The sequence below is a fragment of the Enterococcus sp. C102(2024) genome (assembly GCF_040888205.1).
Lineage (GTDB): Bacteria > Bacillota > Bacilli > Lactobacillales > Enterococcaceae > Enterococcus > Enterococcus faecalis.
Map to the genome: position 1 here is coordinate 157,268 of NZ_JBFOHH010000007.1, position 23,376 is coordinate 180,643.

The following is a 23,376-nucleotide window of genomic DNA, read 5'->3' on the forward strand; positions in this document are numbered from 1 at the left end:
TTCGCTTTTTTATTTATTTTTAACGAATTGGTATATTCAATTTGGAGAGGGAATTGACAAGCATGTTACAATGGATAAGGAATCGATATTGGAGTGATTGTTATTTATTTTTTTAGTACAAAAAGTCAGCAATTTTTTGCGTATGTTTGGGCCATTTTCCCAGTCATCGCCTTTTTTTTGGTTAGTTTTTATACATTGGATTTTTTATTTTCCCCAAGCTATTTAATTATGGTGCCTGTATTTACTATTATGTTTAAAATTAACTATAAAAAAGATTATTCGTTTGTAGCGCTGCTCAAAATGAGTATCAGGCAATTTGTGATCAGTTTTTTAGCATTTATAGCTAGTAGTTCCTTTAGCTGGTCTATTATTTTAAATAGTAGTGTGACATTTTTAATTGTTTATTTATTTTATTCATCTGCGACACCGATGCGGTACCATAGTTATTTGATGATGTTTACGTTTTGTCAGTTAATTCAGGTTAAAGGAAATACATTTTTGATGCAATCTCAAGTTGTGGCCTTTTTAATTGGTCTTTTTTTATTGGCTTTAACACTAAACGCTTGGTGGCAAACAGGATTAAATCAGCTAACCAGCTTAAAGAGTAGAGGCCATGTTCGCTTTTTTAAAAGCATTCAATTAAATATGAAGCAACAAAAATTGGCGGTTATTAATTTCTGGCACGACTTACAACAGACTTTTTTTGGGATCACAAGTTTCAAACAATTTTTAGAAAGTCCTGACGAAAGGGTGCAACGATTTCGTTTAGCTATTCGTATGAGTTTCACCATTACGCTGAGTTTTATTTTAATGTGGAGTGTAGGAGGCATTAAAATAATTTGGATTCCGATGAATGTTTTTCTACTCTTGCATCCAGTGAAGGCAGAAATGAACACGCGTATTAAGACACGTTTTTGGGGGACTCTTTTAGGATGTTTCCTCAGTCTGTTTGTTGTCAATTGGCTTCAATTGCCACTGACACACCTCGTTGTTTCTAGTTTGATTGGCATTTTTGTTTATGCCCTAAAACCAGGAACCGTGTTACAAGTGACAATGGCAACGATTTTTGGGTTATGTTTGGCAACAATTAGTTTACGAGGGATGTACGCCGCAGAGTTGCGGGTCTCTTTTGTATTATTGGCAATTTTTGTTGTTTGCTTAATTGATTTAGGTTTATTTGTTTATCAGCGTATCTTACGTTTTTAAAAAGTGTGGCACAGAGGGTGATTTACCCGTTGTGCCACACTTTTTAATTTTCTAAATTCGTTAATTTTTCTAAGTAATGATTTTCTATTTGCGGAAAATCTATTTTTTCTGGTGCTGCATCAGGGGTTTCAACTACTTGCTTCAAGCGGTTGAGAACAATTGACCAACCAGCGATATCTTTATGGCGAGGTGTTGTAAAATTTTCTGGGAGAGATTCTGAAAAGACTAACAGGGTCTGATGAGGTGCTTGTTCTTTTAAGTCAAAATAGATGATACCAGTATCCCAAGTCACGCCCAGATATTTTTCCTCTGCATAATCAGTGAAAGGCATTGTTTCTTCAAAATCGGGCAGAATAAACCGCCAAAACCCGTTAACACCTAATTCACCAATTTCTAATTCTGGAAACCATTGTTTTAGCTTGTCTGTCTCAGTCAGGTAGCGCCAAATCGTTTGAGGGCTGGCTGAAATTGCCCGTTCTGTACCAAAATAAATCGTCTGGTTTTCTAAGCGAAAGGTATCTTTCATTTTGTTTCTCTCCTTTATTTATTATTCATGAAGTTCTAAAGGTAGTCCATCTGGATCAAAAAAGAAGGTCATTTTTTCACCCGTAAAATCATCTACTCGTAGCGGTTCTGTTTCAATTCCTTGCTCATTTAAAAAAGCAATCACTTCTTCAATATGTTCAACTTTAAAAGCTAAATGACGTAATCCTAAAGCTTCAGGATAAGAGGGGCGAGCGGGAAATTGATCAGAAATAAAAATTTCCAATTCTTGGCTGCCTAATTTTAAATCTAATTTAATATCGTTTTTTTCGGGACGATGATTTTCGCGAAGAACTTCAAAGCCCAACTTTTCGACATAAAAATTTTTAGTTGCTTGATAATTTGAGGCATTGATTGCCACATGATGAATTTCTTTAAAAAACATTTTTCATACTCCTTTTCGTTTTTTCCCTCTGTAGTATAGCAATAAAGAAGCAGCTAAAAAAGCGTTCTGTTTGACTCTTTAAGAAAAGACAAGGGATTTGCAAAAAAATAAAATTATTTTTTTGAAAGAAAGCGCTTGCCAAAAAAAGAATAATCAAGTATGATGTATATACAACTTAATTGTATATACAAGTTTGAGAGGAGAATGTAAAATGGGTAAGTTTCAAAGCGATGCACAACAGTTGTTGAAAGCAGTAGGAGGCAAAGAAAATATTTCAGCTGTTTCTCATTGTGCAACTCGAATGCGTTTTGTATTAAAAGATCCAAAAAAAGCGGATGTACCTGTGATTGAAGATATTCCTTCTGTAAAAGGAACCTTTACCAATGCTGGACAGTTTCAAGTAATTATTGGGAATGAAGTCCCACAATTTTATAATGATTTTTCTGCAATTTCCGGTTTAGAAGGGGTTTCAAAAGAAGAAGGGAAAGCAGCTGCCAAAAGTAATTTGAGTCCTGTTCAACGAGTTGTTTCTGTTTTAGCTGAGATTTTTACACCATTAATTCCTGCACTTGTTATCGGGGGATTGATTTTAGGGTTCCGCAATATTTTGGAAGGGGTTCCATTTGGCTTTCTTGATGGTCAAACAATCGTGGAAGTTTCTCAATTTTGGAATGGAGTCAATTCATTCTTATGGTTAATCGGCGAAGCAATTTTCCACTTCTTGCCAGTTGGGATTACGTGGAGTATTACGAAGAAAATGGGAACCACACAAATCTTGGGGATTGTCCTAGGGATTACATTAGTCTCACCACAACTTCTGAATGCTTATTCAGTTGCGACGACTAAAGCAGCAGAAATTCCTTTCTGGGATTTTGGGTTTGCTCAAGTTAACATGATTGGTTATCAAGCGCAAGTTATCCCAGCCATGTTAGCCGGCTTCTTGCTTGCCTATCTTGAAATTTTCTTTAGAAAAGTGATTCCTCAAGCAATTTCAATGATTTTTGTCCCATTGTTTGCTTTAGTACCAACAGTATTGGCTGCACATGTCATTTTAGGACCAATCGGTTGGACGATTGGTAGTTGGGTTTCTGATATCGTAAATGCAGGATTAACGTCAACATTTAATTGGTTATTTGGCGCCGTCTTTGGCTTTATGTACGCACCATTAGTCATCACTGGGTTGCATCATATGAGTAATGCGATTGATTTACAGTTGATTGCTGACTTTCAGTCAACCAACTTATGGCCAATGATTGCTCTATCAAATATTGCACAAGGTTCAGCTGTTTTAGCGGTTATCTTTATGCATCGTGGAAACAAAAAAGAAGAACAAGTTTCGATTCCAGCGATGATTTCTTGTTACCTAGGTGTGACTGAACCAGCGATGTTTGGGATCAACTTAAAATATGTTTATCCATTTGTTGCGGGCATGATTGGTTCGGCAATGGCCGGAATGTTTGCCACTTTAATGGGCGTTCGTGCGACAAGTATCGGCGTCGGTGGCTTGCCAGGAATTTTATCTATTGTGCCACAATATTACTTGCCGTTTTTAGTCGCAATGGTGATTGCGATTATCGTACCAATGGGCTTAACTTATATTTTCAGAAAGAAAGGCATCTTTAATAAAGTCGATCCAGTTGATGAAGCAACAGGGATGTTATACAGCGAAGAAGGGTAATCGCTTTTTGAAGTTAAGAAGAATTCGTAGACATTTGTCTACGAATTCTTCTTCTTTTTATAGAAACTATTGGCTTTTTTCTCTCTTTCAGTTAGACTAAAAAGGTTGAGAAAAGGAGAGCGTAAAAATGGATATTTATTTAAAAAAAGCAATTTTACACATTATTGATCGAGAAACTGGGACGCCGGTTTTCTCTGAAAAGGAACTAGATTTAACGACCGAGTATATTCGAACGTATTTAACTGCAAAAATTTCAAAACTTTCGACTGCACAAACAAAGACTGGAACATTGGCGGAAAATAGTTCCTTTGTTGACACGTTACGTGGGATTCCTAGTGATTTTGTAAAGAAAAGCCAAGAAGTTACCCAACATTGGTATGATGTTTATTCAGGAAGCGAAGATGCGCCTAGTGCTGATATTTTGTTCATTTTATATGAATTAGATACGGTGTTACATGTCGCAATGATTAAATTAAACTATAAAGAAAGTTACACGCATTACGTCGACTATGAAGAAGAATCCGTTTATAACAAACTGATTATCAATCGAGCAATTTTGTCTTCAAAATCACAAAAACCAGATGAAGGAATTACAGTTGACTTAGATACATTAGCGTTTGAATTACTAGAGAAAAGATATGAATTTTCAGGAGAAAAAATCTGGTATTTCTCTGAAAAAGTGATTGAGACGCAAGCGGCACCTTCCATGGAAGAAAATATCAAAGAAATTAAAAAAGCAGTCAAACGCATTGGAAAGAAATTTAACGAAGATGAGTTTGAACTAATGGCTTCTGTAAAAGAAGCGGTATATGATAGCATTGAGGAAACGGGAACGATTGACAATGAGCAGATTGCTGAGCAAGTATTTAAAGAAAATGTATCAGCTAAATTAGCTTACCAAGAAGAAGTGAATGAGTCGAAGTTTGTCGACAAAACACCGCCAGTCAGAGAATCTCGCGAAATTTCTGAAAAGAAATTTGGCAAACAGAAGTTAAAAATGGATAACGGTATTGAATTAATTGTTCCGTTAGATGTTTACCGCAATGGGGATTTAATTGAATTTGTTAATAATCCAGATGGCACAGTGTCCATCATGCTAAAAAATATCGAAAAAATTAGTAATCAATTATAAAGAAAAAACCGTTGGTCGCTTGCCAACGGTCTTTTCTTTATTTTAATTTTTCTAAAGCTTTTTCAGGGACTTCTTTTTCTGTCACTTCATTCCAGCTGATCACGCCTTTACGGGGATTAACTTTCAATTTTAGATAGGCTTTCATACGCAAAGGTTGATCACGGGATTCGTTTAATTCCACGGTTTTTTCTTCACCGTTTTTATTAAACGCAGGTTGTTGATAGTAATAAATGGTCATTGCTTCACCAGAATTTGTTTTTTCATCTTTCTTTTCACCAGATGTTGTGATTTGTGTATAATAGGCTTCTCCACCGTAATAGTAATTATAAACGCCCCAGCTACCACCGGCTAAAATGACTATGGGAATTAATATTTTTAGTAATGTTTTCATTTTCCTCACCTCAAGGAATAGTATGCCTTTTTTTTAGGAAATTTGCCATATTTTTTTCCGTTAATTGAGTGACAATTTTGTTAGTTTCGGCACTTTCTTGAAAAATTCATCATTTTTTTAAACAAAAGACAACGTTTGTCGCTCCCTTTTTTTCACTATCATGCTACAATAAAGAAAAAAAGATGGAGGTAGAGGACAATGATGCCCTTTTATTTTGGAATCGATCCAACCTATATATTGGTAATTATCGGAATTGCGATTTCTGGTGCGGCCTCCGCATATGTTAACAGTACCTTTCGTAAATATGATCAAGTACGAAGCAGTAAACATGTTACAGGCACGCAGGCAGCACAATATATTTTACAAAAAGAACAGATTAATGATGTTGGAGTTCAGCAAATTGCTGGTGATTTAACTGACAATTATAATTCTGGAAACAAAATGTTGAGCTTATCCGAAGCCACTGCTCAATCGACATCGGTCGCGGCTATTGGCGTGGCGGCTCATGAATGCGGACATGCGGTACAAGATCATACGAACTATGTGCCTTTACGTCTTCGTGCAGCTATTGTTCCAGTTGCCAACATCGGTTCAACCATTTCCTTTCCACTAATTTTGATTGGTGTTTTATTTAGTTGGAATCAAACATTAATCAACATTGGAATTTTGGCTTTTTCATTAGCCTTGATTTTTCAATTGGTGACTTTACCGGTGGAGTTTAATGCGTCTAGACGTGCATTAAGTATTCTTTCTGAAGGTGGGTTATTAACAGAAGAAGAAGTCCCAATGGCCAGAAAAGTTCTTTTTGCCGCTGCACTTACCTACGTAGCAGCGGCGCTTTCGACCTTTTTACAACTTTTACGTTTGGTTATTTTATTTGGTGGCAATAACCGACGAGACTAAGTGCTAGTAAAGGTCTTTCTATTACGCATAAAAGTAATAATATGTTATGATTAAAGTAGAAAATAACAGAGGAGCTGAAGGAAATGAAAGCATCAACAAAAATTGGTATCGGTTTAAGCATTGCTGCAGTTGCAAGTGTCTCTGTTGCAGTCATCGCTTCTGAAAAAATTATTAAGAAGGTATCTCATGTTTCCAATCGTTATAAAGTTAAAAAGTTTGTAGACGATAAATTTGATGGAAACCAAAAATTATTATCGATTGTCGATGATTTATCTGATGATGAATTAGATTCTGTTTTAAATGTTGTGGATCGTGTGAAAGATGGCGGTTCAAAATTAGCTGAATATGGCGAAAAAGTTAAAGACAATACAGATTCTTTAAAAGAACGCTTTTTCACATTTATTGAAGATGCAATGAAGTAAAAAAGATGGCCTAGGCCATCTTTTTTTTATAAAAATAATTCATTTGTTTCAACATAATAGCCTCTGCCACCAACTAGAACTTGATCAATTGTCTTTTGGGATGTAGTGTTCAAACGCACTAAGACTTCTGAAGGAGCGTTTAAGGTATAACCTTGGGCAAAGGTGTAATTGGTTTTTTGTAAAATTTGGTGATGGTACAGATAACAAGCTAACGCACCATTTGATGTACCAGTAGCGGCTTCTTCATCGATGTCATAAAGAGGTGCAAAATTCCTACAAATGATATTTTCTTCAGACAAAGCAAAAAGATGCATCCCAATAACTCCATACTTTTGGCTAAGTAACTTAATTTTTTCAAAGTTTGGTTGTAAATCCTGTAATAATTGCGCATTTTTAATGGGAACCAAAATATCTTTTAGGCCCGTTGACACAATCTGGATAGGAAAAGCAGTTGCCACTGCGTTTAAATCAAAGCAGCCGCTCAATTCTTCTAAAGTGAGCGTATCATAAAAAGTTGGGACAGTTTGTTCCATAAATAGTTGTTCACCGTTAGCCGTGATTGCGAGCAAACCGCTGTTCGTTTCAATTGTATATGCTGTTTGCAATAATTTATTTAAGTGCTTCATAATGGTAAAAGCGCCAATTGTCGCGTGGCCACATAAGTCGACTTCTTCTTTTGGTGTAAAATATTCAAGGCGGAAATCAGCAATCTTTGAGTCTGAAATAAAAGCAGTTTCTGCAAATCCTAGTTCTTTGGCGATGGCCATTTTTTGGGTTCTCGTTAAGGGCTGTGTCATAAAAACAACGCCTGCTTTGTTGCCACCTTCGTGGTTTTTACTAAATGCACTAGCGACATATGCGGTAATTTTCATTGGAACGCCTACTTTCTAATTGGGAATAAAAAACATACGAGTAAAAAATGGACGTACTACTTTCTTAATAACAAATAACAAAAGATTAAATCATCCATTTTTTTTAAAGATAAGCCAGTTTGTTCAAAAAACTTTTCCAACCGATAGTGTAACGTATTTCGATGCATAAATAAATCTTTTGCAGTGGAGCTGATATTGCCTTGATTTTTCCACAAAGCGCTGATGATTGGCTGAATATCGGTGTCTTTATTTAATAAACGACGATAATACTCAACAAGTACATTTTGGCTCATGGCTTCCTTGGTAAAATAGTGGAGGGCAACATCAGTTAAACTAAAAACAGTCGTCCGACTAGAGGAATTAAGTTCTTCTGAAAAAATACGTTGTTCTTCATGGAAACAACGCCGGAGAATGTCTTCAGAGGAATAAAAATTGCCAACAAATACAGCACTAGTGCAATCAAAGTCTGTATCTAATGTTAAAAAGATCCCTTGAATTTCTTCTTGTTGAAAGGTATTTTTTGACTGTTCTTCAACTAAAATATACATATTATTACTTGGACTGAAACAATCAACTGTATCTGGAAACATCTTTGTTAAATTAAATTGCCATTCAGCTTGTAATTCTTTTGTGACATTCGTTTGAATTTGCAACATACGAAAGGTCCCTTCGGCAGGTAATTTTGCCTGTTGAAATAAGTAACTGAACCAAGGATGGTTACCAGTAATTGTTGGGTTTTCAGAAATTGGGAAAAGCGCTTCCAATAAATGCTGTTCTTTAATACTTAAGAAAGCTTTATTCACAATGAAAAATTGGTCGTCAACAGGAATTGAATAGGTGGCTTCGGAACCAATTGTTTTTGATAAATAGCCTTTGGGATAAAGCTGAGATAAATTTTCAATAATCATAGACACACCTCACTGATTTATTGTACCATGAAGCAAGACAGAAGTTTAGTGGGAAAAAGCCGAAAGGTGGAAATTAATTGGGAAAAAAAGAAACAACGTTAACACAAGAAGAAAAAGAATTTTTTATGCGAGAAGCCATTGCAGAAGCGAAAAAAGCAGAAGGTTTGGCTGAGGTGCCTATTGGAGCTGTAATTGTTCGGCAAGGGGAAATTATTGGCCGCGGGCATAATCTGAGAGAAGCACGGCAAGAAGCAACGGCGCATGCAGAAATGTATGCAATCCAAGAAGCGTGTCGCGGGATAGAAAATTGGCGTCTAGAAGAAACCCAATTATTTGTAACTTTAGAACCTTGTCCAATGTGTAGTGGGGCGATGCTTTTGGCACGAATTCCAGAAGTTTATTATGGCGCAACCGATCCTAAAGCAGGCACTGCTGGGACTTTGATGAATTTATTAGAAGATGAACGCTTCAATCATGTGGCCTATGTCGAAGCAGGCGTTTTAGAAGAAGAGTGTCGCTTATTGCTAGTTCAGTTCTTTAAAAAGTTACGGGCAAAGAAAAAAGAAGAGAAACTTTTAAAAAATCAAAAGAAAGACTAGTCAAAAGAATAAAAATACGTTATACTAGGTTTTGCCGAAAGGCTAGGACAATGGCGGGCTAGTGAATTGTGTCAGATCCGGAAGGAAGCAGCACTAAGCAAGTGCCGCCATGTGTCTGATTGAATAAGGAACGTATCAAGGCTGAGAAGCCTTTTTTATTTTATCTAAAATTAAAAAGACAGGAAAGTTGGTCGCTTTCCTGTCTTTTTTAGTGGATTCAAGATAATACAGCAGCTGCTAAGGCTTGTTGAATAGCAACAATATCTTTATCTTTTCTAAATTGAAGACTTACTGAAGGTAATTCAGCACTTGAAATCCATATCTTTAGTTCCGCATCTAGGTCGAAATGTCCACTAGTTTCAACAGAAAAGCGTGAAATAGATTTGTAGGGAATCGATTTATAATCAACTTTTTTACCTGTAATTCCTTGTTTATCGACTAAAATTAAGCGTTTATCTGTAAAGACAATTAAATCTCTTACTAAAGTGAAGGCCATATCTACTTTTTCGTTAGGGATTAAAACATCCCGTAATTCTTTTTCAGCTGTTTCATTATTATTTTGTGTTGCATTTCCTAATAATCCATCAAATAATCCCATGTTAATTCTCCAATTCTACTTTTTTGAAAAAAATTCTTTTATTTAAAAGTAAACTTATATCGTGTAAAAGAATCCGCTTTCAATTTGATTATAACGTTAAAGGTCCTTCGAATGCAATTGATTTTTTAGCATAAGAAAGTGAGGCCTAAGTCGCTGCAACTTAGGCCTCACTTTCTAAATTTTAAAAGAACCTACTGAATAAAAGCAGTTTCTTCTTATTTCTTGGAGCTAAAAACTTTGGTTTCAACATTTGGTAGGACTATGCCCAATCACCATTTCTAAAAACTGGAACAACCGTCCCGTCTTCTTTAATGCCGTCAATATTCATTTTGTCAGATCCTACCATAAAGTCCACATGCGTTTGGCTACGATTTAAACCAGCTGCAGCTAATTCTTCTTCGCTCATCTCCGTGCCACCTTGTAAGTTGAAGGCATAGGCCGAACCAAAGGCTAAATGATTAGAGGCGTTTTCATCGAACAATGTATTATAAAAAATCAAACCGGATTGTGAAATTGGTGAAGGGTCGGGTACTAAAGCAACTTCCCCTAGGTGTTTGGCACCTTCATCAATAGCTAAGAGATTTTTCAATGCTTCTTCGCCTTGTTCAGCTGAGAAGTCAACAACTTTTCCATCTTTAAATGTAAATTTCATTCCCGAAATGATAGTGCCAGCATAACTTAGTGGTTTTGTACTAGAAACATAACCATCAACGCGGCGACTATCTGGGGCGGTGAAAACTTCTTCTGTTGGCATATTAGCCATAAATTCTTCCCCACGCGCGTTATAACTACCAGCGCCTTCCCATAAATGGTTTTTAGGCAAACCAATCGTTAAATCTGTCCCAGGAGCTGTGTAGTGTAAAGCAGTAAATTGTTGTTCGTTTAATTCAGCCGCTTTTTCTTGTAATTTTTTATCATGGATATCCCAAGCAATGACTGGGTTTTCTTCATAAATTCGTGTTGTTTTGAAAATTTCATTCCAAAGTGCATCAACTTGTTCTTCACTTGTTGCTAATTCTGGAAAGACTTTAGCTGCCCAACCTTCACTAGCAGCAGCTACAACAGTCCAACTTACTTTGTTGGCTTGCGTTGCTTTTCGTAGGTTGACCAATGCTTTCCCATTAGCCGCTTGGAAAGCTGCTACACGTTGTGTATCCACGCCAGCTAATGCATCAGGATTAGAAGAAACCACGCTAATTCGGCTTGCGCCTTTGGCAATCCAATCATCGGTTTGATCAATTTTATATTGAGGAACATTTTCAATACGATCAGTTGCAGCATGAGCTAAAAATTCACGTTGAATGGTTTCGTCGCTCCATTGAACAATTACTTCGGCCGCGCCTAAGCGATAAGCTTCTTCCGTAATTAAGCGGGCAAGGGGCGCTTGATCGACACTGATTTGTAAAACAACCGTGTGATTGTCCTGAACATTGACACCCGTTTCAGCAATTAAACGTGCATATTTCTTTAGATTTTCATTAAAATTCTCTAAGGTCATTCGTGATTCCTCCTTCATTTTGATGGGTAATGACTGCTCATATCATAACACGGAAGAGCAGGGAACTCAACGAAATAAAGCCTTTATCAACTGTTATTTTAAGTCGGGGTAAAAGTTGTCGTGCTCCCGCTCAGTGAACTTTTGTACAAAGAGTTGTTCTAATTTTGCATAATAGAAAAATCGTGTTACAATAACCATAAGCATTTATTTGGAAGCGTTGTATATGAATGAATAAAGGGGATAGGGAATTATGGCAAGAAAAAAAACCATTACGAAAGAGCAGATTTTAACAGCTGCCTATGAAGTAGTCGCCACTGAAGGATTTTCGAAGTTCACTGCACGTAATATTGCTAATAAAATGAAATGTTCCACCCAACCGATTTATTTGGAATTTAAAAACATGGATGATTTACGCGATGCTTTATTCCAAAAAATTCATAAATACTTAGCGAAAGAAGTATTTCCAGTAAAACATACCGGGAATACAATTGTTGATTTGGCTTTAAACTATATTCATTTTGCGACAAGTGAAAGTAAGTTATACCGTGCGCTTTATTTAGAAGAATATGGTGGCGGCAAAAAAATGCAAGAATTCTCTTATCACTATTTTACTGAAGCGGTAAAAGCTGATCCTGAGTATGCTAATTTAAACGATGTTCAAATTGACTCTTTACACATGGGAACATGGGTGGTCGCTACTGGTGTGGCTGCATTGATGACTTCTGGAATTATCCATCCTTCAGAAGAACAAATCATTCATTTAATGAAAGATAGTATTGAAGCAATTCTTGAACGAGATGAACCAATTGATATTGACCTATAAAAATTAAAAAAAGTGTAACCTCATGCTGATAACTTCTGTGAGGTAACAGCAAAAGACTGTTTCTTAAAAGAACGGTCTTTTTTTGTTAAGTGTATTAATGGTAGATTATTCGCAACCATGCTACAGTAAAGAAGAGAAATAGAAAGGGGCAAAAAACATGAACCGAGTGAAAGATAAGCGTTTATGGCTAAGTATTGTAGGAATTACCGGACTAGGGCTCTTGTCGGGCTTATTTTCAGTAAATGCGAGAGAATATTATCAAGCGTTGAGATTACCAAGTTTTGCTCCGCCAGGCTGGTTATTTGGACCGGTGTGGTTGGTGTTGTATATTTTTATGGGCATTACTTTTTATTTCATCTTAGTTCATCCAAATAAACAACAGAAAAAACGGATGATTACGCTATTTATTTTACAATTTATTGCGAACTTTTTCTGGACATTTTTCTTTTTTTCTTTACAAAATAATTTATTATCTGTGATTGATATCTCATTGTTATGGCTATTATTAATAGTTCAACAGTGGGACTACTTGCGTTATAAATTAATAACGCGTGGCTGGTTGATGATTCCTTATATTCTTTGGGTTACTTTTGCGGCAGCTTTAAATTACAGTATTTTATTTTTAAATTAGGAATATCAAAACACCAGAGAAAAATGGAAACTAGCCATTTTTCTCTGGTGTTTTTTTATTTATTTCAACGTAGTTATTCTGCGGCAGTTGCTAATTTTTTCGCAAATTCTTCTAAACGTTGGATGTCGTCTTCTTCAGCGGCTAAATCAACTTTAACGCTGTCGGCGCCTTTTTTTGCCCCAATTTGAGTAAAGACTGCTTCGAAGTCGTCCACCGATTTACAAAAATCATCATAAAACGTGTCTCCTGAACCACAAACGCCGAAGATTTTTCCTGATAAATCAATCTCTTGTAAGTCTTCATAAAAGTCGACAATTTCATCAGGTAAATCGCCATCGCCATACGTATATGTAGCTACTACACAGATATCGGCCTCTTCAAAATCAGCGGCATCGACTTGCGTACACTCATCAATTTCGACCTCTAATTCTAAATCTTCAAATGCTTCTGCAACAATGTCGGCAATTTCTTCTGTATTCCCAGTCATGCTTGCATACACAATTTTAGCTAACGTCATAAACTTTCTTCCCCCTCATACAATTCTGTCACTTATTATAGCAGATGCGCATTTCTTATAAAAGACTAGCGAGTGCTTTTATTAAGGGACTTTTTGAAAATTGGTGTTTGAACAATCTTTTTTGCAAAAAATGTGATAAAATAATTTGAATGAAACAAGTTTAGGAGAGATAGTATGATTACATTAAAATCACCACGAGAAATTGAAATGATGGATGAATCAGGGGAATTATTAGCGGATGTTCACCGTCATTTACGGACGTTTATTAAACCTGGCATTACAAGCTGGGATATTGAAGTATTTGTGAGAGACTTTATTGAAAGTCATGGTGGCGTGGCGGCTCAAATTGGCTATGAAGGTTACAAATATGCTACTTGTTGTAGTATCAACGATGAAATTTGCCACGGATTTCCTCGTAAAAAAGTATTAAAAGATGGCGACCTAATCAAAGTAGATATGTGTGTCGACTTAAAGGGCGCAATCTCTGATTCATGCTGGTCTTATGTCGTGGGTGAATCAACACCTGAAATTGATCGCTTGATGGAAGTAACCAAAAAAGCGCTATATCTTGGGATTGAACAAGCACAAGTAGGAAATAGAATTGGCGACATTGGTCATGCAATTCAAACGTATGTAGAAGGAGAAGGCTACGGGGTAGTTCGCGACTTTGTAGGTCATGGCATTGGCCCGACTATCCATGAAAGTCCAATGATCCCTCACTATGGTGAAGCAGGTAAAGGACTACGTTTAAAAGAGGGAATGGTTATTACCATTGAGCCGATGGTTAACACAGGAACTTGGCGCATGAAAATGGACCCAAATGGTTGGACTGCTTATACTGAAGATGGCGGTCTAAGTTGTCAATATGAACATTCATTAGCGATTACGAAAGAAGGTCCAAGAATCTTAACGTCACAAGGCGAAGAATTGACTTATTAATAAGGAGAGTGTGTGATGAAGTTTCTCGACAACATCAAAAAGAATCAATCTTTGATGCGTTTTATTGAGACAACGCAAAGTCACATGGTCACAGCCGAAATAGGCAACAGCTCAGTGGTTGTTGCCTATTATTTATTACTCTCGCTGTTTCCATTACTGATTGCGGTAGGTAATGTCTTACCTTATTTAAGAATCGACCCTAATTCTGTGTTGCCTTATATTGCAGAGGCGATTCCGAAAGATGTTTATAAGAACTTAGAACCAGCGATTCGTTCACTACTGACTCAACGTTCAGGCGGGTTGCTTTCTGTTTCCGCTTTAGCAGCATTTTGGAGTGCCAGTCAAAGTATTAATGCACTACAAAACGCGATGAATAAAGCTTTTGGTGTCGAACAAAGGAAAAATTTTATTCTCGTAAGAGTGGTCTCATTTTTAGTTATTTTGTTATTTATGGTAGCGATTGTTGGTGTAGTAGTAATTTTAGGTCTGGGTCAGTACATTATTGAATTACTGCAACCAATTTTCCATTACTCAACGTCTGTGATCGATACTTTCCAAGCGTTAAAATGGCCGTTAACGACCGTTGTTTTATTAGTGATTATGTGTTTGATTTATGCGGTCGTTCCTAATCGGAAATTATCGTTACGTTCTATTTTACCAGGGGCTATTTTTTCGACAGTCGGTTGGATGCTATTATCACAAATTTTTGGTTTGTACGTAAAATATTTTAGTTCTAGAATCGCAAGTTATCAAATCATTGGGAGTTTTATCATCTTGATGTTATGGTTGAATTTTGCTGCCACGATTATTATTTTAGGAGCAATTGTCAACGCTGTCGTCGATGAATACTTATCTGGAGATAAAGAAAAAAAACAACCAAGTTTTGAACAACGCTTGTTTAGATGGTTTAAAAAGAAAAAATAAATGGATTTCTTTAAAAAAGTCTAAACCGTTGCCAGAACACATGTTTCAGCTTGTAAATGCTTCAGTTTACGGTATAATATACCCTGAACGAGAAGAAAGTGGGTTCGACTATGTCACTATTTATTTATGAAGTTTTGATACGTTTATTTATGACATTTATCTTATCTTTGCTATTAACACCACTTGTTAAGCTTCTAGCGTTTCGGATTGGCGCCTATGATGCACCAGGAGAGCGACGAATCAATACCAAAAATATGCCTACAGCAGGAGGACTTGCAATCTACATTGCTTTTGCTAGTTCATGTTTATTGATTTTTCGTTCGATTATCCCACAAGATTATATTTGGCCGATTATTTTGGCTGGTGGAATGGTTGTTTTGACAGGCCTCATTGATGATATTAAAGAGATTACTCCAATGAAAAAAACAATCGGTATTTTGTTAGCAGCATTAGTTATTTATTTTGTTGCTGGAATTCGGATAGATTTTGTGACGTTGCCAGTTGTTGGAATGATTGATTTACGCTGGTTTAGTTTACCACTAACTTTATTGTGGATTTTAGCGATTACGAATGCAGTAAATTTAATTGATGGTTTGGATGGTTTAGCATCAGGCGTATCCATTATTGGATTAACCACGATTGGTATTACAGGGTATTTTTTCCTACATGCTAAAACGGTCTATATTCCAATTGTTATTTTTATTTTAGTTGCGAGCATTGCGGGATTTTTCCCATACAATTTTTATCCAGCTAAAATATTTCTAGGAGATACTGGGGCGTTATTCCTCGGGTTTATGATTGCGGTAATGTCGTTACAGGGCTTAAAAAATGCCACGTTTATTACGGTAATTACGCCAATGGTGATTTTAGGTGTGCCAATTACGGATACGGTTTATGCAATTATTCGACGGCTATTGAACAAGAAGCCCATTTCCTCAGCAGATAAAATGCATTTGCATCACCGCTTGTTATCTTTAGGTTTTACCCATAAAGGGGCGGTCATGACTATTTATGCATTAGCGTTAGTTTTTTCCTTTGTCTCTTTATTGTTCAGCTATTCAAGTACAGTAGCATCAATTTTATTAATTGTCTTTTGTTTAATTGGCTTAGAACTATTCATTGAACTAATCGGTCTAGTTGGCGAAGGGCATCAACCGTTGATGTATTTGTTACGGATTTTAGGGAATCGTGAATATCGTCAGGAGCAAATGAAAAAGCGACTTGGCAAGCATTCTAAGAGAAAGTAAAGAAATCTTTAGGTTGCTTTGCGAGAGCGTAAACCTATGATATAATTCCATTAAACTTAAAAAAGTATATGTGTGAAACATATGCTTTTTTTTTAAGACGATGTTTCAGTAGTAAGGAGAAATGAGCATGCAAGAAATGGTAACAATCTCGATTGTCACTTATAATAGTCGTTACATTTTTAATGTACTAGACCAATTAAAAGCCGAACTAGGTACTGATAGTATCTATGATATTCATATCTATGACAATCATTCTGAAACAGCGTATCTTGAAAAATTAACAACATATGAACCATTTATTACTATCCATCGCGCTGAAGAAAATCAAGGGTTTGGTCATGGTCATAATCAAGTGTTATTCAATGCTTCGACAAAGTATGCAATTATTTTTAATCCCGATGTGTTGGTTACTAAAGACGTGCTTGATCGTTTATTAGACCGTATCAAAATAGATAAGAATATTGCAGTCGTTAGCCCTAAAGTGTTAAATGAAGATGGCACGACGCAATATTTAGTTCGTCAAAAATTAGATGTCTTCGATTATATGTTACGTTTTATTCCCTTTCAATTTGTAAAGAAAATTTTTGATAAACGTTTGAGCATTTATGAATGTCGCGATTTGTCGGATACAGAAACAACGGATATTAAAATGGGCTCAGGTTGTTTTATGTTGATTGATCGTGAAAAATTCGTTGAAATTGGTGGGTTCGATGAACGTTTCTTCATGTACTTTGAAGACAACGATTTATGTTTACGCTTTGGCAAAGCAGGCTATCGGATTCTCTATACGCCTTTTGAAACGGTTGTTCACATGTATGAAAAGGGCGCCCATAAAAGTCGAAAATTGTTTAAAATCTTTATGCAATCAATGGGGAAATTTTTTAACAAATGGGGCTGGAGGTTCTTTTAATGAGTCAAAGATTAGCGGTAGTCATCGTCTTATATCAAATGAAAATGGCTGATACGCCGAATTATTTGTTATTAAAAGAAGTGGTAAATCATCCCGAATTGCACTTATTTATTTATGACAACAGCCCACTTCCTCAAGAAGATGCATTATTTTTACAACAAAATGTTACTTATCGACATAATCCTGATAATCCAGGCCTAGCGACCGCTTATAATGAAGCGATTGCTTTTAGTCAAACGAATCAATGTGAATTATTGTTGCTCCTTGACCAAGACACAGAAGTACCAGCTTCTTATTTTGATACGTTGATCATCATGCCGTTAGATCCGACTGTGGCAGTCTATGTTCCAATTGTAGAAGCAAATGGACAACAAATTTCGCCAGTATATAGTGATCAATATGTTGGACTTAAAGGAGCAAAGCCAACAGCAGGGATAGCCAACCAACCGTTGATGGCTATCAATTCTGGTACAGTCATTACGGCAGAAACACTGCGCTGGTTGGAAGGATTTTCGGAAGAATTTCCTTTGGACTATTTAGATCATTGGTTCTTTTATCAATTGAATCAAGCCAATAAAAAGATTGAAGTCTTACCAATCCACCTAAAACAAGAATTGTCTGTTTTAGATTATCGTACAATGAGTCCTCAACGTTATCGCTCTATTATTGAAGCAGAAACGTTATTTTATCGTCGATATGATCAAGAAAAGTTTTCCCATCATCGACGCCATTTATTTTTACGCAGTAGTAAGCAATTTTTAACTGTCAAAAATCGCCAAATTTGGCGGCAAACATTGGCAGAATTTCTCAAGTTAATGAAAGGATAATCTATGATCTCAGTTTGTATTGCGACATATAATGGAGAAAAATATCTCGCGGAACAATTAGATAGTATTCTTTTACAAGTCAGTGAAGAAGATGAACTAATTATTTCAGATGATGGTTCTACTGATCATACGTTGGAAATTTTGAGGACGTATGCAGCGAATTATCCCCAAATTCAATTGTTACAAGGTCCAGGGCAAGGAGTGATTGCTAATTTTGCATTTGCGCTTACGCATACGAAAGGCGAAGTGATATTTTTAGCAGATCAAGATGATGTTTGGTTGCCAAATAAAGTAACGACGGTGACAGAATATTTTGAAACGCACCCTGACATCCAAGTGGTTATTAGTGACTTGAAAATTGTTGATGCGGATTTACAAGTTACCAATCCCTCTTATTTTAAGTTTCGAAAAGTCAAACCAGGATTTTGGCGCAATGCGATAAAAAGTGGCTATATTGGGGCAGGTATGGCCTTTCGTCAAGAGATGAAAAACGTCATTTTACCCATTCCGCCAGAAGTTCCTATGCATGATATGTGGATTGGCTTATTAGCTGCACGGAAGAAGCAAACGGGTCTCATTAAAGAACCATTAGTGCTTTACCGAAGACATGGAGCGAATGTCAGCCCTATTATTACCAAAACAAGTTTCCAACAAAAATTAAATTGGCGTGTGAATTTATTAAAAGCTTTACATCAGCGTTTAAAGGAACAACGCTAAACTTTTACAGATTTGTAAAATTTACGTAAAAAACATGACAAACCCTATGCTTAATGCGATAATAGGGAAGGATATTTGGTTTTATAGAAACTAAAAATAGAAGTATTTAAGGAGATTGTTCATGAAAGGAATTATTTTAGCAGGCGGAAGCGGGACACGCTTATATCCGTTAACAAAAGCAACATCAAAACAATTAATGCCAATTTACGACAAACCAATGATTTATTACCCAATGTCAACGTTAATGTTGGCGGGAATTAATGAAATTTTGATTATCTCTACACCAGAAGATACACCACGTTTTGAAAGCTTATTCGGCGATGGCCATGATTTAGGCATTCATATCGAATACGCGGTGCAAGAAAGCCCAGATGGTTTGGCGCAAGCATTTATTATTGGTGAAGAATTTATTGGTGATGATAGTGTCTGCTTAGTTTTAGGGGACAATATTTATTATGGTGGCGGTTTGTCAAAAATGTTGCAACGAGCGGCTTCTAAAGAGTCAGGGGCAACAGTCTTTGGTTACCATGTAAATGATCCAGAGCGTTTCGGCGTGGTAGAATTTGATGAAGAGATGCGGGCGCTTTCTATTGAAGAAAAACCAGCACAACCGAAGTCAAATTACGCAGTGACAGGTTTGTATTTTTACGACAATGAAGTGGTTGAAATTGCGAAAGGGATCAAACCGTCAGAACGTGGGGAATTAGAAATAACAGACGTTAATAAAGTCTACCTTGAAAAAAATAAACTTTCTGTTGAGGTAATGGGCCGTGGCTTTGCTTGGTTAGATACAGGCACACACGAATCCTTATTAGAAGCGTCAACATTTATTGAAACAATTGAAAAACGTCAAAATTTAAAAGTCGCTTGTTTGGAAGAAATTGCTTATCGAATGGGCTATATTACAAAAGAACAATTGGTAGAATTGGCACAACCATTGAAGAAAAATGGCTACGGCCAATACTTGCTACGTTTAGCAGCAGAATAGGAGCGAAGAAACGTGAAAGTTATTGATACAAAATTACAAGATGTCAAAATTATCGAAATGGATGTTTTCGGTGATCATCGTGGCTTTTTTACAGAAAGTTATTCCAAAGCTAAATTTGCAGAACATGGATTAGACTTTGATTTTGTCCAAGATAATCATTCATTATCAACAGAAGCAGGTGTCTTGCGTGGATTGCATTTTCAAAAAGGCGAAGCTGCGCAAACAAAACTAATTCGCGTTGTAACAGGTGCGGTATTAGATGTGATTGTTGATATTCGTAAAGGGAGTCCAACCTATGGTCAATGGGAAGGCTACATTTTATCAGAACATAATCACCGTCAGCTTTTAGTACCAAAAGGTTTTGCCCATGGTTTTGTCACTTTGACACCGAACGTGAACTTTATGTACAAGTGTGATAATTACTACAATGCGGCAGCAGACGGCGGTATTGCTTTTAACGATCCAGCGTTAGCTATTGATTGGCCAATTGCGCCAGAAAAAGCGATTACGTCAGAAAAGGATCAAAAACATCCAACCTTAAAAGAATTTGAAGCGGAAAATCCGTTTATCTATGGCGAAATTTAAGAAAAAAGTAGGAGAGTTTCAATTATGAAAAAAATCATCGTAACAGGTGGAGCTGGTTTTATCGGCTCAAATTTTGTTCATTATGTTGTAAAGAATCATCCAGAAGTTCATGTAACTGTGTTAGATAAGTTAACGTATGCAGGAAATGAAAAAAATCTTGAAGGTCTACCAAGTGATCGCGTGGAATTAGTCGTAGGAGATATTGCTGATGCTGAATTAGTTAATCGTTTAGTCGCTGAAACAGATGCGGTCGTTCACTATGCTGCTGAATCGCATAACGACAACTCATTAAACGACCCATTCCCATTTGTACAAACCAATCTGATTGGGACGTATACATTGATCGAAGCTTGCCGTAAAAACAATGTTCGTTACCACCATGTATCGACTGATGAAGTTTATGGCGATTTACCTTTAAGAGAAGATTTACCAGGACATGGAGAAGGCGAAGGGGAAAAATTCACTGCCGAAACGCCTTACAATCCTTCAAGTCCTTATTCTTCAACAAAAGCAGGATCTGACTTGTTAGTCAAAGCATGGGTTCGTTCTTTCAACTTACAAGCAACAATTTCAAATTGTTCAAATAACTATGGTCCATATCAACATATTGAAAAATTTATTCCCCGTCAAATTACCAATGTCTTAAGTGGCATTACACCAAAACTTTATGGTGCTGGTAAAAATGTTCGTGACTGGATTCATACAAACGACCATTCTTCGGCTGTTTGGGCAATTTTAACAAAAGGTCAAATTGGCGAAACATATTTAATCGGAGCCGATGGTGAAGAAGACAATAAAACAGTGATGGAATTAATTTTAGAATTAATGGGACAACCTGTTGATGCCTATGAGCATGTCAACGATCGTGCAGGACATGACTTACGTTATGCGATTGATTCAACCAGATTACGCGAAGAATTAGGTTGGGAACCAGAATTCACGAATTTCCGTGAAGGTTTGGCAGAAACAATCAAGTGGTATACAGAAAATGAAGACTGGTGGCGTGCAGATAAAGAAGCTGTTGAAGCAAAATATGCACAAAATGGTCAGTAATTTTTTCTGACATGTGAGATAACAGTCGAAAGGCGATGGCAAAGTACAAAAGCTACTTTGCCCTGCCTTTTTTTCAAGAAGGAGCGAAAAAAATGATTTTAATTACTGGTGGAAATGGCCAATTGGGCACAGAATTACGTCACCTATTAGACGAACAAGGAATTGAGTATGTTTCAACGGATTCAACAGAATTAGATATTACTGATGCGGATAGTACGTTGGCAAAAGTGAAAGAAATTCAACCAAGCGTCATTTATCATTGTGCTGCTTATACAGCTGTTGATAAAGCAGAAGACGAAGGCAAGGAATTAGATGAAAAAGTGAATGTAGATGGCACACGTCATGTTGCAGAAGCAGCTAAAGCAGTGGGGGCGACACTTGTTTACGTAAGTACAGATTATATTTTTGATGGAACTAAAAAAGAAGGTGTCTATGCGATTGATGATCAACCGAATCCTTTAAATGAGTATGGTCGGACGAAGTTATTAGGTGAACAAGCGGTCCAAGAAATCCTGGACGACTATTATATTATTCGAACATCATGGGTATTTGGCCAATACGGTCATAACTTTGTCTTTACCATGCAAAAATTAGCGGAAACAAGAGACCAACTAACGGTAGTGGACGATCAGTTTGGCCGCCCAACTTGGACAAGAACGTTAGCCGAATTTATGGCATTTGTTATTGCGGAAAAAGCGCCATTTGGTGTTTATCATTTGTCTAATGAAAACAGCTGTAGCTGGTATCAGTTTGCTAAAGAAATTTTAAAAGATACTGAAGTGGAAGTACTGCCAGTGGATTCAACTCAATTTCCACAAAAGGCGCAAAGACCACAATATTCTGTCATGGATTTAAGTAAAACAGAAGCGTTAGGCTTTAAAATTCCTACTTGGCAAGAAGCCTTAGCACAAATGTTAGAAAATGTTCAACAATAAATTGTTTTGTGTAAGTGAGGGGTTTTGTTAGAGAAAAAGTGGAAAGGTGTTTCTCTTTATGAAGGTACTTTTAATCATTCCTGCTTACAATGAGGAAGAAAACATTTTGCGGACGATTGCTTCCATTGAAACATTTAAACAGGAAGTTACGCATTTTCAACATGAATTGGATTATGTGGTAATTAATGATGGCTCGACAGATGGAACCAAACAAATTTTAGAAGCCAACCAAATTAATGCTATTCATTTAGTGTTGAATTTAGGGATTGGCGGGGCGGTACAGACCGGCTATAAATATGCCTTAGAAAATGAATATGATGTGGCGGTTCAGTTTGATGGTGATGGTCAACATGATATCAATAGTTTACCTATTTTACTGGAACCATTAGCAGAGGGTAAATGTGATTTTTCGATTGGCTCTCGTTTCATTCCTGGAAACGAAGCGGCTTTTCAAAGTACGAAAATGCGCCGTTTTGGTATTCGTTTGTTATCTTTTTGCATTCGAATGGCTTCTGGTAAAACAATTTATGATGTGACTTCGGGGTATCGAGCAGGAAATCGGAAAGTGATTGCTTTTTTTGCAAAGCGTTATCCGACAAATTATCCCGAGCCAGAATCGATTGTTCACTTAATTAAAAAACGCTTTGTGATTGTTGAAAGACCTGTCAATATGATGGAACGGCTTGGTGGTGTTTCTTCGATTCGTGCCTTGGCTTCTGTGAAGTATATGCTGGAAGTCGGCTCAGCAATTCTGATTGCTGCCTTTATGAAGGAGGGAGATTAATGCTACCAACCGTGTTATGGCTAGCTTTATTTTTATTTGCAATTGGCTTTTTCTTATACATTATTCGAGGGATTAATAAAAATATTTTTCTCCTAAAAAATGCTTTGATTTGGTTATTAATCTCAATCGTTTTAATTATTTTTGCTATTTTCCCGCATGTGGCGGAATGGCTAGCAATGGCCTTTGGGTTTGAAACAACATCAAACTTCTTATTATCAGCTGCAGTGATTGTCCTTTTAATTATGGAAATTAAAAATTCTGTGTTGATTTCAAAACACGAAAATCGCATTAAAACATTATTGCAAGAATTATCTATCATGAAATCTGAAGAAAATAAAAAAGATCGCTAATGTGTAGTGAC

Annotated in this window: 28 protein-coding genes and 1 other RNA gene; 21 read left to right on the forward strand and 8 right to left on the reverse strand. The window is 36.6% G+C overall.

The genetic code is table 11. The annotated features are described in order from the left end of the window. The first annotated feature begins 93 nt into the window (after positions 1-93). Positions 94-1,206: an FUSC family protein gene (locus AB3I34_RS13040; RefSeq protein ID WP_010712636.1), complete on the forward strand. Its 1,113-nt coding sequence runs from the start codon at positions 94-96 to the stop codon at positions 1,204-1,206. 43 nt (positions 1,207-1,249) lie between these two features. On the opposite strand, the gene AB3I34_RS13045 is transcribed toward AB3I34_RS13040, so the two are convergent. Together AB3I34_RS13045 and AB3I34_RS13050 are read right to left on the reverse strand one after the other, a co-directional pair. Further along, positions 1,250-1,732 carry an SRPBCC family protein gene (locus AB3I34_RS13045; RefSeq protein ID WP_002356863.1) on the reverse strand — a complete coding sequence of 161 codons (483 nt, stop codon included), beginning with the start codon at positions 1,730-1,732 and terminating at the stop codon, positions 1,250-1,252. A 21-nt stretch (positions 1,733-1,753) separates the two neighbouring features. Further along, entirely contained in the window at positions 1,754-2,134 is a 381-nt protein-coding gene (locus tag AB3I34_RS13050; protein ID WP_002356864.1) for a VOC family protein, read from the reverse strand. 211 nt (positions 2,135-2,345) lie between these two features. Between AB3I34_RS13050 and treP the strand changes: the two genes are divergently transcribed. After that, the gene (treP, locus tag AB3I34_RS13055) at positions 2,346-3,812 is read left to right on the forward strand and encodes a PTS system trehalose-specific EIIBC component (protein ID WP_002388267.1); all 1,467 of its coding nucleotides are present in this window, start codon (positions 2,346-2,348) and stop codon (positions 3,810-3,812) included. A 127-nt stretch (positions 3,813-3,939) separates the two neighbouring features. Continuing rightward, the gene (locus tag AB3I34_RS13060; protein ID WP_002356866.1) at positions 3,940-4,944 is read left to right on the forward strand and encodes a nucleoid-associated protein; all 1,005 of its coding nucleotides are present in this window, start codon (positions 3,940-3,942) and stop codon (positions 4,942-4,944) included. Between the two features lie 37 nt (positions 4,945-4,981). Here AB3I34_RS13060 and AB3I34_RS13065 read toward each other — a convergent pair whose 3' ends face one another. Next, entirely contained in the window at positions 4,982-5,335 is a 354-nt protein-coding gene (locus AB3I34_RS13065) for a YxeA family protein (protein ID WP_002387247.1), read from the reverse strand. Positions 5,336-5,533: 198 nt separating this feature from the next. On the opposite strand from AB3I34_RS13065, the gene AB3I34_RS13070 reads away from it, so the two are divergent. Together AB3I34_RS13070 and AB3I34_RS13075 are read left to right on the forward strand one after the other, a co-directional pair. Then, positions 5,534-6,238, forward strand: coding sequence for a zinc metallopeptidase (locus AB3I34_RS13070; protein ID WP_002384290.1), 705 nt, complete (start codon positions 5,534-5,536; stop codon positions 6,236-6,238). Between the two features lie 83 nt (positions 6,239-6,321). Next, positions 6,322-6,660 carry a hypothetical protein gene (locus AB3I34_RS13075; protein ID WP_002356871.1) on the forward strand — a complete coding sequence of 113 codons (339 nt, stop codon included), beginning with the start codon at positions 6,322-6,324 and terminating at the stop codon, positions 6,658-6,660. A 26-nt stretch (positions 6,661-6,686) separates the two neighbouring features. Here the strand turns inward: AB3I34_RS13075 and AB3I34_RS13080 are convergent, their stop codons facing one another. Together AB3I34_RS13080 and AB3I34_RS13085 are read right to left on the reverse strand one after the other, a co-directional pair. Continuing rightward, positions 6,687-7,532 carry a PhzF family phenazine biosynthesis protein gene (locus tag AB3I34_RS13080; RefSeq protein ID WP_002359887.1) on the reverse strand — a complete coding sequence of 282 codons (846 nt, stop codon included), beginning with the start codon at positions 7,530-7,532 and terminating at the stop codon, positions 6,687-6,689. Between the two features lie 56 nt (positions 7,533-7,588). Then, the gene (locus tag AB3I34_RS13085) at positions 7,589-8,440 is read right to left on the reverse strand and encodes a CdaR family transcriptional regulator (protein ID WP_002383772.1); all 852 of its coding nucleotides are present in this window, start codon (positions 8,438-8,440) and stop codon (positions 7,589-7,591) included. Between the two features lie 77 nt (positions 8,441-8,517). On the opposite strand from AB3I34_RS13085, the gene tadA reads away from it, so the two are divergent. Both tadA and ffs read left to right on the forward strand, forming a co-directional pair. After that, the gene (gene tadA / locus AB3I34_RS13090; RefSeq protein WP_002362126.1) at positions 8,518-9,039 is read left to right on the forward strand and encodes a tRNA adenosine(34) deaminase TadA; all 522 of its coding nucleotides are present in this window, start codon (positions 8,518-8,520) and stop codon (positions 9,037-9,039) included. A gap of 40 nt (positions 9,040-9,079) precedes the next feature. Further along, an RNA gene (gene ffs / locus AB3I34_RS13095) (signal recognition particle sRNA small type) lies at positions 9,080-9,164 on the forward strand. Between the two features lie 92 nt (positions 9,165-9,256). Here ffs and AB3I34_RS13100 read toward each other — a convergent pair. Together AB3I34_RS13100 and AB3I34_RS13105 are read right to left on the reverse strand one after the other, a co-directional pair. Next, entirely contained in the window at positions 9,257-9,637 is a 381-nt protein-coding gene (locus tag AB3I34_RS13100; RefSeq protein WP_002356881.1) for a PH domain-containing protein, read from the reverse strand. A 259-nt stretch (positions 9,638-9,896) separates the two neighbouring features. After that, positions 9,897-11,135, reverse strand: a complete 1,239-nt coding sequence (locus tag AB3I34_RS13105; protein ID WP_010712635.1) for an aminopeptidase — start codon at positions 11,133-11,135, stop codon at positions 9,897-9,899. A gap of 250 nt (positions 11,136-11,385) precedes the next feature. On the opposite strand from AB3I34_RS13105, the gene AB3I34_RS13110 reads away from it, so the two are divergent. Both AB3I34_RS13110 and AB3I34_RS13115 read left to right on the forward strand, forming a co-directional pair. After that, entirely contained in the window at positions 11,386-11,958 is a 573-nt protein-coding gene (locus tag AB3I34_RS13110) for a TetR/AcrR family transcriptional regulator (RefSeq protein ID WP_002356883.1), read from the forward strand. Positions 11,959-12,115: 157 nt separating this feature from the next. Further along, positions 12,116-12,589, forward strand: coding sequence for a TspO/MBR family protein (locus tag AB3I34_RS13115; RefSeq protein ID WP_002356884.1), 474 nt, complete (start codon positions 12,116-12,118; stop codon positions 12,587-12,589). Positions 12,590-12,662: 73 nt separating this feature from the next. On the opposite strand, the gene AB3I34_RS13120 is transcribed toward AB3I34_RS13115, so the two are convergent. Continuing rightward, entirely contained in the window at positions 12,663-13,106 is a 444-nt protein-coding gene (locus AB3I34_RS13120) for a flavodoxin (protein WP_002356885.1), read from the reverse strand. Between the two features lie 174 nt (positions 13,107-13,280). Here AB3I34_RS13120 and map point away from each other — a divergent pair, with 174 nt between their 5' ends. From map to AB3I34_RS13180, 12 genes are all read left to right on the forward strand, one after another. Next, positions 13,281-14,045, forward strand: coding sequence for a type I methionyl aminopeptidase (map, locus tag AB3I34_RS13125; RefSeq protein WP_002356886.1), 765 nt, complete (start codon positions 13,281-13,283; stop codon positions 14,043-14,045). Positions 14,046-14,060: 15 nt separating this feature from the next. Continuing rightward, a complete protein-coding gene (locus AB3I34_RS13130; protein WP_002383768.1) occupies positions 14,061-14,969 on the forward strand; it encodes a YihY/virulence factor BrkB family protein in 909 nt (302 codons plus the stop codon). Between the two features lie 110 nt (positions 14,970-15,079). Next, positions 15,080-16,216 carry an MraY family glycosyltransferase gene (locus AB3I34_RS13135; RefSeq protein ID WP_002366956.1) on the forward strand — a complete coding sequence of 379 codons (1,137 nt, stop codon included), beginning with the start codon at positions 15,080-15,082 and terminating at the stop codon, positions 16,214-16,216. Positions 16,217-16,337: 121 nt separating this feature from the next. Beyond that, positions 16,338-17,126: a glycosyltransferase family 2 protein gene (locus AB3I34_RS13140; protein ID WP_002359892.1), complete on the forward strand. Its 789-nt coding sequence runs from the start codon at positions 16,338-16,340 to the stop codon at positions 17,124-17,126. After that, a complete protein-coding gene (locus tag AB3I34_RS13145; RefSeq protein ID WP_002376950.1) occupies positions 17,126-17,953 on the forward strand; it encodes a glycosyltransferase in 828 nt (275 codons plus the stop codon). Before AB3I34_RS13140 ends, AB3I34_RS13145 begins: the two co-directional genes overlap by 1 nt. A gap of 3 nt (positions 17,954-17,956) precedes the next feature. Then, positions 17,957-18,670 carry a glycosyltransferase family 2 protein gene (locus tag AB3I34_RS13150; RefSeq protein ID WP_002362119.1) on the forward strand — a complete coding sequence of 238 codons (714 nt, stop codon included), beginning with the start codon at positions 17,957-17,959 and terminating at the stop codon, positions 18,668-18,670. 121 nt (positions 18,671-18,791) lie between these two features. After that, a complete protein-coding gene (gene rfbA, locus AB3I34_RS13155; protein WP_002364387.1) occupies positions 18,792-19,658 on the forward strand; it encodes a glucose-1-phosphate thymidylyltransferase RfbA in 867 nt (288 codons plus the stop codon). A 12-nt stretch (positions 19,659-19,670) separates the two neighbouring features. Next, positions 19,671-20,243 (forward strand): dTDP-4-dehydrorhamnose 3,5-epimerase, encoded by a 573-nt coding sequence (gene rfbC / locus AB3I34_RS13160; RefSeq protein WP_002356893.1) that lies wholly within the window; start codon positions 19,671-19,673, stop codon positions 20,241-20,243. A 24-nt stretch (positions 20,244-20,267) separates the two neighbouring features. Then, positions 20,268-21,296 (forward strand): dTDP-glucose 4,6-dehydratase, encoded by a 1,029-nt coding sequence (gene rfbB, locus AB3I34_RS13165; protein ID WP_002359895.1) that lies wholly within the window; start codon positions 20,268-20,270, stop codon positions 21,294-21,296. Between the two features lie 92 nt (positions 21,297-21,388). Then, positions 21,389-22,231 (forward strand): dTDP-4-dehydrorhamnose reductase, encoded by an 843-nt coding sequence (rfbD, locus tag AB3I34_RS13170; RefSeq protein WP_002356895.1) that lies wholly within the window; start codon positions 21,389-21,391, stop codon positions 22,229-22,231. A 58-nt stretch (positions 22,232-22,289) separates the two neighbouring features. After that, the gene (locus tag AB3I34_RS13175) at positions 22,290-23,015 is read left to right on the forward strand and encodes a glycosyltransferase family 2 protein (protein WP_002366952.1); all 726 of its coding nucleotides are present in this window, start codon (positions 22,290-22,292) and stop codon (positions 23,013-23,015) included. After that, complete coding sequence (locus AB3I34_RS13180; protein ID WP_002356898.1) at positions 23,015-23,365, forward strand: DUF2304 domain-containing protein; 351 nt, start codon at positions 23,015-23,017, stop codon at positions 23,363-23,365. Before AB3I34_RS13175 ends, AB3I34_RS13180 begins: the two co-directional genes overlap by 1 nt. Positions 23,366-23,376: the final 11 nt, after the last annotated feature.